Consider the following 13,819-nt stretch of genomic DNA (forward strand, 5'->3'; position numbering starts at 1 on the left):
GCGCCCCTCTCGGCGTCGTGCGGTTCGGCTCAGTGGCCGGCGGTCGGGCTGGCCTCGCCGCCCTCGGTGCCGTGGCCGCCACCGTGCTCGGAGCCGTGCTCCGAGCCGTGCTCGCCGGCCTCGGCCGTGGCCTCGGCGGTGGGGGTGGCGCCGGGCGGGAGCGGGACCTCGGAGGGGCCGAACTCCTTGAAGTAGCTCGTCGACGGGACGACGAACGCCTCCAGGGAGACTTCACCGGTCTCGCTGAGCTTGAAGGTGACCTTCTGCGCGTTGCCGTTCTTCGCCGCCTCGTGGCCGTTCTCGATGGTCGCGGAGGCGTTGCCCGCGCCGCCGATCACGACGGAGCCGCCGGCGGGGACGACCACCGGGCCGCTGCCCTTCGCGGACTTGAGGACGACCGCCGCGTTGCTGCCGGGCAGGCTGATCGACTCCAGCGTCTGCGCGGCGCGGCCGTTGTTGAAGACGGTCGCCGAGACGACGGCCGGGCCCTTGGCGCCGGGCGTCGGCTGGGTGATGACGAGCGCGTTCTGGATCTTGACGTCGTCCACCGTGACGGCGGCGTTGTCCGGCCGGACCCCGAGCGTCTGGGCGTCGTTGCCCGCACCGCAGGCGGACAGCGCGGCGATCGAGAACACGATGGCGGTGGCGGCGAGGGCGCCGCGTCGAAGGCTGCGGCTCACGGCGGCGGCAACTCCTAGGACGTACGGACGGAAGAGGGACTAAGGACCAGCTAAAGGTGCGTCAGCGCGCTTAGGTTACCGAGCCTGACTCTCCGTCCCGCACCCGACCCGCCCCTTAGCGCCCGCACCCTGCCCCGCGTAGGGCCCGCACCCTGCCCCGCGTACGGCCGGCCGCCCCGCCCCGCGTACCGCCCGCGCCGCGCCGGAGCCCCCGGCGGCCCCGCCCCCGCCCCGCCCCCGCGCGGTGCGGCGCGGTGGCCGGAACACATCCCATTGGCCCGCTGTTCACATAACCGACGTGATCAATTCCGTCGGTCGCGTCGCATTCCGCATCCCTTCCCTTACGGAAAAGCACGGCCGGGTCGCCCGCTGATCAATTCCGGATTCTCGTCGCGATCCCTCCGTACGGGTGGTCGATCCTCGAACGGAGTACGTGAACGAGCCCACTCCCGACCGGGCGAAACAGGACATACCGCCCGCTCAGGTGGGTCCCGGATGTGCGTAACGTGCGCGTTTCTCTCTGTCGACACAGCCGCTCCGACCTGCGAATACCGCCTTCCGGAAGCCCTCCGCAGCACGCGGGCGACACACTTGTCAAGCCCCGAGATATGCCCTGACCTGCGGAAACGCCATTCAGGAGAAGCCGTTTCCGTGTTACCCTGGATAGCCACGGAAGGGGTACCTGTCACATGACGTTCAAGGTTGGCGACACCGTGGTCTATCCCCATCACGGGGCCGCGCTGATCGAGGCCATCGAAACTCGCCAGATCAAAGGCGTGGACAAGACCTACTTGGTGCTCAAGGTCGCGCAGGGCGACCTGACGGTTCGCGTGCCGGCGGACAACGCGGAGTTCGTAGGCGTGCGCGACGTTGTCGGGCAGGACGGACTGGACCGGGTCTTCGAGGTGCTGCGCGCGCCGTACGCCGAGGAGCCGACGAACTGGTCCCGCCGCTACAAGGCGAACCTCGAGAAGCTCGCCTCCGGCGATGTCATCAAGGTCGCCGAAGTGGTCCGGGACCTCTGGCGCCGCGAGCGCGAGCGCGGTCTCTCCGCAGGTGAGAAGCGCATGCTCGCCAAGGCTCGGCAGATCCTGGTGAGCGAGCTGGCGCTCGCGGAGAACACGAACGAGGACAAGGCCGAGGCCCTCCTCGACGAGGTGCTCGCGTCCTGACGCCTGGCGCACACCATGCACAGCAGTAATGCCGCGGTGCCCGCCGACGAGCTGTGAATCACCGATTCCACAGTCCCGTCGCCGGGCACTGCGGCATGTTCGTCTCTCTCTACTTTCCTCCCCAGCAAGCCCCGGACCTGCGGCTCTCGCATGGCGACGCCCCGACCGTCGTCACGGAAAGGGCCCGGTCGAGGCGTCGTCCCACAGCCTGCTGACGCCATACCCACGTCGCCCGCGGAAACAAACCTGCCGGAGTGCAACCGATGTCTGACGAAGCGCGTCCCAGCCGTACCGCCGTCGTGATCCCCGCCGCCGGGCGGGGCGTACGCCTCGGTCCGGGCGCCCCCAAAGCGCTGCGCGCGCTGAACGGCACCCCCATGCTCATCCACGCCGTCCGCGCCATGGCCGCCTCCCGCGCGGTCCAGCTCGTCGTCGTGGTCGCCCCCGCCGACGGCGTCGCCGAGGTCAAACACCTCCTCGACGACCACGCCCTCCCCGAGCGCACCGACTACCTCGTCGTCGCCGGCGGCGACACCCGCCAGGAGTCCGTCCACCTCGGCCTCAAGGCGCTCCCCGACGGCATCACCACCGTCCTCGTCCACGACGCCGCCCGCCCCCTCGTCCCCGTCGACACCGTCGACGCGGTCATCGAGGCCGTCCGCGACGGCGCCGTCGCCGTCGTCCCCGCGCTGCCCGTCGCCGACACCGTCAAGGAGGTCGAGCCCGCCGGGACCCCCGGCGACCCCGAGCAGGTCGTCGCCACCCCGGTCCGCGCCCGCCTCCGCGCCGTCCAGACCCCGCAGGGCTTCGACCGCGACACCCTGGTCAACGCCCACGCCACCATCGCCCTCGCCGGCGAGGGCGCCACCGACGACGCCGGCATGGTCGAACGGCTCGGCGCGCCCGTCGTCGTCGTGCCCGGCCACGAAGAGGCGTTCAAGGTGACCCGCCCCCTCGACCTCGTCCTCGCCGAGGCCGTACTCGCCCGCAGGAGGGCCAACGATGGCTTCTGATTCCCCCGTCATCCCCCGCACCGGCATCGGCACCGACGTCCACGCCTTCGAGAAGGGCCGCGCACTCTGGTGCGCCGGCCTGCTCTGGGAAGGCCCCGACAGCGACGGGTACGGCCTCGCCGGGCACTCCGACGGCGACGTCGCCGCCCACGCCGCCTGCGACGCGCTGTTCTCCGCCGCCGGCATCGGCGACCTCGGCGCCCACTTCGGCACCTCCCGCCCCGAGTACGCCGGCGCCTCCGGCACCACCCTGCTCGCCGAGGCCGCCCGGATCGTCCGCGCCGAGGGATACGAGATCGGCAACATCGCCGTACAGGTCGTCGGCGTCCGCCCCAAGATCGGCAAGCGCCGCGACGAGGCCCAGAAGGCGCTCAGCGAGGCGGCCGGCGCCCCCGTCTCCGTCTCCGGCACCACCACCGACGGACTCGGCCTGACCGGCCGCGCCGAGGGCCTCGCCGCCCTCGCGACCGCCCTGGTCTACCCCGTATCGCCGCGGCAGCGGTGAAAAACGTGCCCTGCGGCCGGGAATCGGTCACAGGGCACTACCACCCGCCCACTACCCTGGAGTGGTGACTATTCGCCTGTACGACACCAGCGCCCGGCAGATCCGTGACTTCACCCCGCTCACGCCGGGCTGCGTCTCGATCTACCTCTGTGGCGCCACCGTCCAGGCGGCCCCGCACATCGGACACATCCGGTCGGGGCTGAACTTCGACATCATGCGCCGCTGGTTCGCCTACCGCGGCTACGACGTCACCTTCGTCCGCAACGTCACCGACATCGACGACAAGATCATCGCCAAGGGCAAGGACCAGAACCGCCCCTGGTGGTCGATCGGCTACGAGAACGAGCGCGCGTTCAACGCCGGCTACGACGCCCTGGGCTGCCTCCCGCCCACGTACGAGCCCCGCGCCACCGGCCACGTCCCCGAGATGATCGAGATGATGCGCGGCCTGATCGAGCGCGGCCACGCCTACGAGGCCGACGGCAGCGTCTACTTCGACGTGCGCTCCTTCCCCGGCTACCTGGAACTCTCCAACCAGGACCTGGACGACCTCCGCCAGCCCGACGAGGGCGTCTCCGGCAAGCGCGACCCCCGCGACTTCGCCATGTGGAAGGCCACCAAGCCCGGCGAGCCCGACTGGGAGACCCCGTGGGGCCGCGGCCGCCCCGGCTGGCACCTGGAGTGCTCGGCCATGGCCCACAAGTACCTCGGCTCCGCCTTCGACATCCACGGCGGCGGCCTCGACCTGATCTTCCCGCACCACGAGAACGAGATCGCCCAGGCCAAGGCCTTCGGCGACGAGTTCGCCCGCTACTGGGTGCACAACGCCTGGGTCACCATGAGCGGCGAGAAGATGTCGAAGTCGCTCGGCAACTCGGTCCTCGTGAGCGAGATGGTGAAGAACTGGCGCCCCATCGTCCTCCGCTACTACCTGGGCACCCCGCACTACCGCTCGATGATCGAGTACAGCGAGGAGTCCCTGCGCGAGGCCGAGGCCGCCTTCGGCCGCATCGAGGGCTTCGTCCAGCGCGCCACCGAGAAGGCCGGCCGGACCGTCCCGCCCGCCGCCGAGGTGCCGCCGGCCTTCGCCGAGGCCATGGACGACGACCTGGGCGTCCCGCACGCGCTGGCGATCATCCACACCACCGTCCGCCAGGGCAACAGCGCCCTCGGCGCCGACGACAAGGACGAGGCCATCGCCCGCCTCGCCGAGGTCCGCGCCATGCTCGGCGTCCTCGGCCTCGACCCCCTCGACCCCCAGTGGGCCGACGAGTCCGGCGGCGGCGAGGAACTCCACGGCGTCGTCGACACCCTCGTCCGCCTCGTGCTCCAGCAGCGCGAAGCCGCCCGCGAGCGCAAGGACTGGGGCACGGCCGACGCCATCCGCGACCAGCTCACCCAGTCCGGCCTGGTCATCGAGGACAGCCCCGACGGCCCCCGCTGGACCATCGCCAACCGATAGAACACCCCGAAGACGTGCCGCCCGGAGCCCCGGGCGGCACACTTCACTTACAGACTTCCGCACGTACGCCAGAGGAACAGGTAGCAGTCATGGCCGGGAACAGCCAGCGCAGGGGACGTCGCACGTCCAACAAGAAGGGCGCGACGGTCGGCAGCGGTGGCAAGCGACGCCGCGCCCTGGAAGGCAAGGGCCCGACGCCCAAGGCCGAGAACCGCAAGGGCCACAAGGCCTACCGGGTCTCCAACGCGATGGCCCGGAACGCGGCCAAGCGCAAGCCCGTCGCCCGCCGCGGCGGCAAGGGCCAGGCCGAGATGGTCGTCGGCCGCAACCCCGTCTTCGAGGCGCTGCGCGACGGCGTCCCCGCCACCACCCTCTACGTCCAGCAGTTCATCGACAACGACGAGCGCGTGCGCGAGGCCCTCAACCTCGCCACCGGCCGCGGCAACATCAACATCATGGAGGCGCCGCGCCCCGAGCTCGACCGGATGACCAACGGCCTGAACCACCAGGGCCTCGTCCTCCAGGTCCCGCCGTACGAGTACGCACACCCCGAGGACCTCGCCGCACACGCCTACGACGAGCACGAGGACCCGCTGATCGTCGCCCTCGACGGCGTCACCGACCCGCGCAACCTCGGCGCCGTCGTCCGCTCCGTCTCCGCCTTCGGCGGCCACGGCGTCGTCGTCCCCGAGCGCCGCGCGGCCGGCATGACCGCCGGCGCCTGGAAGACCTCGGCCGGCACCGCCGCCCGCACCCCGGTGGCCCGCGCCACCAACCTCACCCGCTGCCTGCAGGAGTACCAGAAGGCCGGACTCACGGTCGTCGGCCTCTCCGCGGACGGCGACACCGAGGTCCACGAGCTGGAGGCCCTCGAAGGCCCCGTCGTCATCGTGGTCGGCTCCGAGGGCAAGGGCCTCTCCCGCCTGGTCGGCGAGACCTGCGACTTCCTCGTCCGCATCCCGATGCCCGGCGGCGCCGAGTCCCTCAACGCCGGAGTCGCCGCCGGCGTCGTCCTCTACGAGGCCGCCCGCCGCCGCATGTGACCGGCCTCCCCCGTACGGACCGAACCGTACGGGGGACCCGCCCCGGCCGTGATCTTGACGGACCTCGGACATCCGAGCCCGTCAAGGCAGTGTCCAAACCCCGCGTCACTCGGTTAGATGAGTGTGGACACCAGAACGCCCCGGCCGGGGTTCGACGATCAGCCCGCGCTGAGCATGGTCAAGGTGGATTCCGATCCCGCCCAGGTGATCGTGAACCACGCCAGCTTCCGTGTGCGGCTCGCGCCGGCCCAGCAGCCGAAGTTCGGCGCGAACCCGCGCCTGGCCGCCCTCTCCGGTGCCGGCGGAGCGGGAGCGCCGCGCCGGCGCCCCGTCGTCTGGACCGGCAAGGCCACCCCGGGCGCGACCGGACTCCTCCAGGCCGTACGGGAGTCCTCCGCCGGTGCCGGCGGCGCCGTCTCCACGCTGGAGCCGACCACCCAGACCATCCCCCGCATCGACGACACGATGCCCACCCCCGTCGTGCCCGCCGGGGCCGCCGCACCGATCCTGCCGCCCATGCGGCGGGCCGAGGGCGCCTACGACGACGTGTACGACATGCGACCGGACGCGGCGCCGTACGAAGAGGCCCGCCACGGCTCCACGGAGACATCAGCCGCTTCCGCGGCGGGCGTCCGGCACGCCTACTACCCCGGCCGCCGCATGAACCTCGGCGTGGTGCTGCTCCCGCTCCGCGTCTTCCTCGGCTTCATCTCCATCTACGCCGGCATGGGCAAGCTCTGCGACCCCGTCTACTTCGACGGCGGCGAGCGCGGCTCCATGGTCAAGTGGCTCACCCAGCTCCACCCCTGGCCGCTCGCCGAACCCCTGCGCGACTTCGCCCTCCAGCACCCCGTCGGCGCCGGACTCACCGTCGCCTTCCTCCAGGTCGTCGTCGGCGTCCTCACCGTCCTCGGCCTCTGGCAGCGCGTCGCCGCCGTCGTCGGCGCGCTCCTCTCCGCCGCGCTCATCCTCACCGTCAGCTGGCGGACCGTCCCCGTCTACGACGCGCCCGACATCATCTACCTCGCCGCCTGGTCCCCGCTGATCATCGCCGGCGCCCCCGTCTACTCGATCGACGGCCGCCTCGCCGGCGAGGCCTGGCGCACCCTCGGCCCCCGCGCCGAACTCTGGGAACTGCGCCGCCGCGTGATGCGCCGCTCGGTGCTCTTCGCCTCCGTGGTCGTCGGCCTCACCCTGCTCATCGGCTCGGTCCTCGGCGGCGCCGTCCGCTCCACCGAGATGGTCACCGTCCCCGGCCCGAACGACGACCCGATCAACCACCTCCCCGGCCAGCCGCTGCCGACCGAGCCGGAGCGCCGCCGCACCCCCTCGGAGACCCCGCGTGACGCCCGCCCCGAGCCCTCGGCGGCGGAGACCACCGAGGCCCGCGAGGAGCGCGAGGAGACCCAGGAGGCGACCCGGCCCACCGAGACCGGCACCGGCGGCTCCACCCCGACGCAGGAACAGCGGCCGACCGCCACCGACGGCAGCGGCGGCAGCACCAGCAGCCGTACCCCCACCCAGTCGGAACCCGCCCCGCCGCCGACCACCAGCGACAGCCCCAGCGGCACCTCCGGCAGCACCTCGTCCAGCACCGGCGGCTCCTCCACCGGCACCCCCACCCAGGAGACGCCGACCGAGGAGGCCACCACCGGCGGCGGCGAGGCCCCGCAGAACCCGATCGGCGGCCTGCTGGGCTGAGCCCGCGCCACCCCCGCGCACCGGAAAGGCGGCACCGTCCCCCAGGGGCGGTGCCGCCTTCGTGCTGCCCGCGTGCGGCCCTCAGTGGCCCTGCGCGGCAAGCTCCTTCGCGGCCTCCGTCAGGTCCTTCGCGGTGTCGATGGCCCTCCAGTACGCCCCCTGGGGCAGCGGGAAACCGGCCAGGCGCCGCTCGCGCGCGAGACGGGGGAAGGTCGTCCGCTCGTGGTCGCCCAGATCGGGCAGGAGCGCGGTGAACGCGGGGGAGAAGACGTACACGCCGGCGTTGATGAGGAACGGCGACGGCGGCGCCTCGACGAAGTCGGTGATGTGCCCGAACGTGTCGGTCTCGACGGCGCCCCACGGAATCCGCGGGCGGGCCAGCGCCAGTGTGGCCGTGGCGTCCCGCTCGTCGTGGAACGCGGCCATCTCCCGCAGCGAGAAGCGGGTCCAGATGTCGCCGTTGGTGGCGTACCACGGCCGGTCCGGCTCGGGCAGGTGCGCCGCCGCGTACTTGAGGCCGCCACCCCGGCCCAGCGGCTCGGTCTCGACGACCGTGGTCACCTTGAGCGGCAGATCGGCCTCCTCCAGCCACTCCTGGAGGACTTCGGCGAGGTGCCCGCAGGAGACCACGGCGTCGGTCACGCCCTCGGCGGCCAGCCAGGAAAGCTGATGGCCGATGATCGGGGTCCCGGTGCCCGGGATCTCGACCATCGGCTTGGGGCGGTCGTCGGTGTAGGGGCGCAGCCGTGAGCCCTGGCCGCCCGCCAGGACCACGGCCTGCGTCGGAGTGGTGTGCATACGGGGAACGATAGGTGCCCCGCGGGCGCGGACGCGGTGACGGCGCTCAGCCCGTCGCGCGCATCACGCCGGTCGCGTACGAGGTGTCGCAGACCGGCCGGGAGAACGCCTGGGCGCGGGCCGGGCCGTAGTGCTCGACCGCGGCGCGGCCGAGGGCGCGGGCGATCGACACGCAGTGCTCGGCGAGCGAGGGACGGTTCTCCACCTCGCGCTGGAGGTGGGTGAGGGCGACGCCCGGGTCCTTCTCCTGGAGCTCGGCGAGGAGCCGGTCCCGCAGCACGTCCTGCGGGGCACGGGACTTCGCGCGGGTGGAGACGTCCGAGGCGGAGGCGGTCAGCATCTGGCCTTCGGCGTCCTGGCCGGCCCACGGGACGGCGGACACCGCGAGCGTTCCCGACAGGACCAGGACGACGGGCAGGACGAGGGCGAGGGAGCGGCCGATTCGGCGGGCAGTGTGCGTCACGCAGGCGAGCGTAGCGGCCGGTAGTGATATGGCGACATTTAGTCACTCTCGCGGGGGATGGTTCGACGCGGCTTTTCGAATCCCGTGTTGACGCGGGGCGGTCGGGCGGGCCCCGAATGCCGGGGTTTTCCGGGGTAAGCCCGTTTAAACGAACGACCCCGCATCCGCAAGGGATACGGGGCCGTTCGCCACGGGGTCCTTTCCGGCCGGAGCCGGAGGTCACTCGCTGATGCGCTGCTCCGTCGACTTGGAGAAGACGTGCAGTTCGCCGGCGCGCGGGACGACGTGCAGCGTGGAGCCCTTGGCCGGGATCTCACGGCCGCCGACGCGGATGACGATGTCCTTGTCCTCGCCGCCGACGCGGGTGGAGCCGTAGACGAAGCCGTCGGAGCCCAGCTCCTCGACCACGTTGACCGTCACGGCCACGCCGTCCTTGCCGGTCGGGCCCGACACGTCGAAGTGCTCCGGGCGGACGCCGACGACGACGGTGGTGTCGCCGTTGGCGGCGGCGGTGGCGAGCGCGTCACGGGAGACCGGGACGACGCTGTTGCCGAACTTCACGCCGCCCTCGGTGATCGGGACCTCGATCAGGTTCATGGCGGGGGAGCCGATGAAGCCGGCGACGAAGAGGTTCGCGGGCTTGTCGTACATGTTGCGCGGGGTGTCGACCTGCTGGAGCAGACCGTCCTTCAGCACGGCGACGCGGTCGCCCATGGTGAGCGCCTCGGTCTGGTCGTGGGTGACGTAGACCGTCGTGATGCCGAGGCGGCGCTGCAGGCCGGCGATCTGCGTACGGGTCGAGACGCGGAGCTTGGCGTCGAGGTTCGACAGCGGCTCGTCCATGAGGAAGACCTGCGGCTCGCGCACGATGGCGCGGCCCATGGCGACACGCTGGCGCTGACCGCCGGAGAGCGCCTTCGGCTTGCGGTCCAGGTACTGCGTGAGGTCGAGGATCTTCGCGGCCTCTTCGACCTTCGCGCGGATCTCGCTCTTGTTGACACCGGCGATCTTGAGCGCGAAGCCCATGTTGTCGGCGACCGTCATGTGCGGGTACAGCGCGTAGTTCTGGAACACCATGGCGATGTCCCGGTCCTTCGGCGGCAGGTGGGTGACGTCGCGGTCACCGATGCGGATGGCACCCGCGTTCACGTCCTCCAGACCCGCCAGCATGCGCAGCGAGGTCGACTTGCCGCAGCCCGAGGGCCCCACGAGGACGAGGAACTCCCCGTCGCCGATCTCGATGTCGAGCTGGTCGACGGAGGGAGTCTTGGCGCCCGGGTAGATCCGGGTCGCCTTGTCGAAAGTGACAGAAGCCATGGTGATACGCCCCTTCACCGGCAGGAACGTGCCGGACGATCCGAGTAAAGGAAGAGTTGAGGTCTAGTCCACCTGGGTGAACTCTGCTCGACGCTACCTGGCGGCGCCGGATCTGTCAGCAGTTCGAAGGGCGTGAGATTTCCGACCGTGGGCCGGGCGGGGTTGGTTAGACTGCACTCGCTGCCGCCTTAGCTCAGTTGGCTAGAGCGCTTGACTTGTAATCTTGAGGTCGTCGGTTCGATTCCGACAGGCGGCTCTGTACGACGAAGGCCCCGCCCCCCTTGTGAGGGGGGCGGGGCCTTCGCGGTACCGTGCGGCGCGCACCCAGGGGGGGTGCGGTTTCGCGACGAAGGACTGATCGCTTGCGCAGAACCATTGCACTTGGGGGGACGGCCGCGCTGCTGGTGGCGGGGCTGGTCTCGGGGGCGTCGACGGCGGCTGCCGATGACTGGTACCCCATGTTCGACGTCTCCGACCGGGTGGTTCAGCCCGGTACGTGGCCCGCCGAGGTGAGCCCGAACGGTGTCTCGTGGGACGGTCCGTTCGAAGGCACCCTCGTGTACGCCTTCAGCAAGGCGCCGCTGACGGACCCGACGTGGGCCAAGGGCGGTTTCCCCGCCGGGCTGTCGCTGCAGAACGAGGGGTGCCAGGCCCGGACCGGGGTGACCGGGGTGTACACCTGCCCCGTCACGGACGAGAACCCCTACAGCTCCCGTCTCGGCGTCGAGGCCGCGGCGGAGGCCGCCGACGGCACCACGCTGCACTACGGCTTCGTGTACGTCCCGCGCGGCGGTGACCTCGCGCGGGCCGTGAAGGAGGCGCAGACGGTCGACCTGCTGCTGGAGGACGGCCGGCACGCCGCCCGTACCGTCACGGTGAAGACGGCGGAGCACGTCGCCCAGAACACGATCCAGCTCTCCACCCCGCCCGTGGCCGTCGGCACCACGGTCACCCACACCGCCAAGGTGCACGCGGTGGACAAGGGCAGGCTCGAGATCGGCTTCGAGCCGGGCGAGGGCATGCGGCACTGGGAGGAGGGCGAGCTCCAGGTCGGGATCACCGATGTCCGCCAGGACTCCGGCACGACGGAGTGCGACCTCAGCAGCGGCTATCTCGCGGCCGACGGCGTCACGTGCGAGATCGACCCGGGAACGGCGGGGCCGGTCGACGTCACCATCTCGTACACGGTGAAGGCGACGCCGTCCGCGGCCGCGTGGCGGATCGGCACGTACGCGATGTTCCAGGTGTACGACAACGGCGAGCAGAACCCGGAGACCCGGAGCGAGTTCGTGGTCCAGAGCTCCCGTCCCGTGCCGACGCACTACGCGATGGTGTCCCGGGACAAGAGCGGGCTGCTGCACTGGCACCACGGCACCGGCAAGGCGTCCGCGCCGTTCTACGAGTGGTCGGAGACCGTCGGGCGCGGCTGGGGCATCTACAACGCCGTCACCAAGCTCGCCCCGATCACCATCGAGGCGGAGGGCGGCGGTGTCGTCGCCCGTGACACGTCCGGTGTGCTGTGGTCGTACCGGACGACCGGCAACTGGTACGAGCCGCTCACCTCGCGGGTGCGGGTCGGCAGTGGCTGGGGGATCTACAACCAGCTGGTCGGTGTCGGGGACGTCAGTGGTGACGGGCGGCCGGACATGATCGCGCGGGACGCGTCGGGCGTGCTGTGGCTGTACAAGGGCACGACGAGCACGACCGCGCCGTTCGCGACCCGGGTGCGGGTCGGCGGTGGCTGGGGGATCTACAACCAGTTCACCGGGGCCGGTGACCTGAACGGTGACGGGCGGGCCGATCTGATCGCCCGTGACACGGCGGGTGTGCTGTGGCTGTACCCGGCGACCGGCCGGGCCGACGTGCCGTACGGCACGCGGGTGCGGGTCGGCTCCGGCTGGCAGGGGTACTCGCTGGTGTCGTCGCCGGGTGACCTGACGGACGACGGGCGGGCCGACCTGGTCGCGCGGGACGGTTCCGGGAACGTGTACCTGTACCAGGGCACGGGCAAGGCCGCGGCTCCGTACCTGGGGCGGGTGAAGATCTCGCTCGGTGAGGGCGTCTCTTCGCTGAACGCGCTGTTCTGACGCGTGCGTGACGAAGGCCCCGGACCCCGTGGGGGGTTCGGGGCCTTCGTCGTGCCGGGGGTCAGCGGCCGGCGATGCGGTTGGCCCAGGTCGCCACGCGGTCGGTGGTGGCCGTGTGGGTGGAGGTCTCGCGGCGGTCGGCGCCGCGGAAGGCGGCGTACATGGTCTGGACGCCGAGCCAGCGGAAGGGTTCCGGCTCCCACTTGCGGACCTTGTGGTTCACCCAGGGGAGGGTGGTGAGGTCGGTGGCGCCGCCCTGGCCGGAGTCCTGCCGGATGAGGTCGCGGAGGGTGCGGGCGGCGAGGTTGGTGGTGGCGACGCCGGAGCCGACGTAGCCGCCGGCCCAGCCGATGCCGGTGGTGCGGTCGAGGGTGGCGGTGGCGCACCAGTCGCGGGGGACGCCGAGGACGCCGGACCAGGCGTGGTCGACGCGGATTCCGGCGAGCTGGGGGAAGAAGCGGATCAGGAGGTCGTGGAGGGCCTTGACGGTCTGGGGCTGGGTGCGGCCGTCGTTGTCGGTCTTCGAGCCGTAGCGGTAGGGGACGCCGCGGCCGCCGAGGGCGATGCGGCCGTCGGCGGTGCGCTGGGCGTACATGTAGGCGTGGGCCATGTCGCCGAGGGTCTCCAGGCCGTTCCAGCCGATGGACTCCCACTGGGCGTCGGTCAGCGGTTCGGTGGCGATCATGGAGGAGTTCATGGGGAGCCAGGTGCGGCGCTGGCCGGCGAGGGAGGCGGTGAAGCCCTCGGTGCAGCGGAGGACGTAGGGGGCGCGGACGGTGCCGTAGGGGGTGACGGCGTGCTTGGGCCTGATCTCGGTGACCGGGGTCGACTCGTGGAGGGTGACGCCGAGGGCTTCGACGGCGGCGCGGAGGCCGTTGACGAGCTTGACGGGGTGGAGGCGGGCGCCGTGCGGGGTCCAGGAGGAGCCGACGGCGCCGGCGACGCGGATGCGTTCGGCGGTCTCGCGGGCGCCGTAGATCTCGCGGTCGGTCTCGCCGAAGGCGTGCTCGACGGCGTGGAACTCCTTGAGGCGGGCGAGCTGCGCGGGGGTGAGGGCGACCTCCAGGACGCCGCCGCGGTGCTGGTCGGCGTCGATCTTCTCGGCGTCGAGGACGTCGAGGACCTCGGTGACGGTGGTGTTCATGGCCTGCTGGAGGCGGACGGCGGCGTCGTGGCCGTGGAGCTTGGCGTAGCGGTCGCGGCCGGCGATGCCGTTGTAGAGCCAGCCGCCGTTGCGGCCGGAGGCGCCGTAGCCGCAGAAGCGGGCTTCCAGGACGACGATGTCGAGGAAGGGCGCGGCCTTCTTGAGGTAGTAGGCGGTCCACAGGCCGGTGTAGCCGCCGCCGACGATGCAGACGTCGGCGGTCCGGTCGCCGGGGAGCGGTTCGCGGGGGTCCGGCAGGCCCTGCTGCGCGAACCAGAACGAGATGCCGCCGTTGACCGTGCTGGTGTTCATGTAGTCCCTCTTCCCGGTGCGTGGCGGGAGGGTACCGGGGGCGTCGGTCCCCTGGAAACGGGTCTTGCGGCGGCCGGTGGGGGTGGGGGGCGCGCCTGGGTTCGGGGGTGCGGATTTCGTCG

At 71.7% G+C, this 13,819-nt stretch carries 12 protein-coding genes and 1 tRNA gene; 8 read left to right on the forward strand and 5 right to left on the reverse strand.

Annotation, left to right across the window (positions count from 1 at the left end; translation table 11 throughout):
• Positions 1-29 precede the first annotated feature (29 nt).
• On the reverse strand, positions 30-680 hold the full coding sequence (locus ABFY03_RS20700; protein ID WP_346170567.1) for a copper chaperone PCu(A)C domain-containing protein: 651 nt from the start codon (positions 678-680) through the stop codon (positions 30-32).
• A 689-nt stretch (positions 681-1,369) separates the two neighbouring features.
• On the opposite strand from ABFY03_RS20700, the gene ABFY03_RS20705 reads away from it, so the two are divergent.
• The 6 genes from ABFY03_RS20705 to ABFY03_RS20730 all read left to right on the forward strand — a co-directional run bounded on the left by ABFY03_RS20705 (position 1,370) and on the right by ABFY03_RS20730 (position 7,576).
• Complete coding sequence (locus ABFY03_RS20705) at positions 1,370-1,852, forward strand: CarD family transcriptional regulator (protein ID WP_003953493.1); 483 nt, start codon at positions 1,370-1,372, stop codon at positions 1,850-1,852.
• Positions 1,853-2,115: 263 nt separating this feature from the next.
• The gene (gene ispD / locus ABFY03_RS20710) at positions 2,116-2,865 is read left to right on the forward strand and encodes a 2-C-methyl-D-erythritol 4-phosphate cytidylyltransferase (RefSeq protein ID WP_319014113.1); all 750 of its coding nucleotides are present in this window, start codon (positions 2,116-2,118) and stop codon (positions 2,863-2,865) included.
• Positions 2,855-3,370 (forward strand): 2-C-methyl-D-erythritol 2,4-cyclodiphosphate synthase, encoded by a 516-nt coding sequence (gene ispF / locus ABFY03_RS20715; RefSeq protein ID WP_319014112.1) that lies wholly within the window; start codon positions 2,855-2,857, stop codon positions 3,368-3,370. The genes ispD and ispF overlap by 11 nt, the downstream gene beginning before the upstream one ends.
• 64 nt (positions 3,371-3,434) lie before the next feature.
• Complete coding sequence (gene cysS, locus ABFY03_RS20720) at positions 3,435-4,832, forward strand: cysteine--tRNA ligase (protein WP_319014111.1); 1,398 nt, start codon at positions 3,435-3,437, stop codon at positions 4,830-4,832.
• 89 nt (positions 4,833-4,921) lie between these two features.
• Entirely contained in the window at positions 4,922-5,875 is a 954-nt protein-coding gene (rlmB, locus tag ABFY03_RS20725) for a 23S rRNA (guanosine(2251)-2'-O)-methyltransferase RlmB (RefSeq protein ID WP_031009794.1), read from the forward strand.
• A 117-nt stretch (positions 5,876-5,992) separates the two neighbouring features.
• A complete protein-coding gene (locus tag ABFY03_RS20730; RefSeq protein WP_319014110.1) occupies positions 5,993-7,576 on the forward strand; it encodes a DoxX family membrane protein in 1,584 nt (527 codons plus the stop codon).
• Positions 7,577-7,657: 81 nt separating this feature from the next.
• Here ABFY03_RS20730 and ABFY03_RS20735 read toward each other — a convergent pair whose 3' ends face one another.
• The 3 genes from ABFY03_RS20735 to ABFY03_RS20745 all read right to left on the reverse strand — a co-directional run bounded on the left by ABFY03_RS20735 (position 7,658) and on the right by ABFY03_RS20745 (position 10,154).
• Complete coding sequence (locus ABFY03_RS20735; protein ID WP_346170568.1) at positions 7,658-8,374, reverse strand: nucleotidyltransferase family protein; 717 nt, start codon at positions 8,372-8,374, stop codon at positions 7,658-7,660.
• Positions 8,375-8,420: 46 nt separating this feature from the next.
• Positions 8,421-8,837, reverse strand: a complete 417-nt coding sequence (locus ABFY03_RS20740; RefSeq protein ID WP_031009799.1) for a hypothetical protein — start codon at positions 8,835-8,837, stop codon at positions 8,421-8,423.
• Between the two features lie 219 nt (positions 8,838-9,056).
• Complete coding sequence (locus tag ABFY03_RS20745; RefSeq protein WP_319014108.1) at positions 9,057-10,154, reverse strand: ABC transporter ATP-binding protein; 1,098 nt, start codon at positions 10,152-10,154, stop codon at positions 9,057-9,059.
• A gap of 182 nt (positions 10,155-10,336) precedes the next feature.
• On the opposite strand from ABFY03_RS20745, the gene ABFY03_RS20750 reads away from it, so the two are divergent.
• Positions 10,337-10,410: transfer RNA gene (locus ABFY03_RS20750), tRNA-Thr, on the forward strand.
• A 106-nt stretch (positions 10,411-10,516) separates the two neighbouring features.
• Positions 10,517-12,241 (forward strand): FG-GAP repeat domain-containing protein, encoded by a 1,725-nt coding sequence (locus ABFY03_RS20755; RefSeq protein ID WP_346170569.1) that lies wholly within the window; start codon positions 10,517-10,519, stop codon positions 12,239-12,241.
• Positions 12,242-12,302: 61 nt separating this feature from the next.
• On the opposite strand, the gene ABFY03_RS20760 is transcribed toward ABFY03_RS20755, so the two are convergent.
• Positions 12,303-13,697 carry an NAD(P)/FAD-dependent oxidoreductase gene (locus tag ABFY03_RS20760; protein ID WP_319014106.1) on the reverse strand — a complete coding sequence of 465 codons (1,395 nt, stop codon included), beginning with the start codon at positions 13,695-13,697 and terminating at the stop codon, positions 12,303-12,305.
• Positions 13,698-13,819: the final 122 nt, after the last annotated feature.

Source organism: Streptomyces roseofulvus (genome assembly GCF_039534915.1).
GTDB classification, from domain to species: domain Bacteria; phylum Actinomycetota; class Actinomycetes; order Streptomycetales; family Streptomycetaceae; genus Streptomyces; species Streptomyces roseofulvus.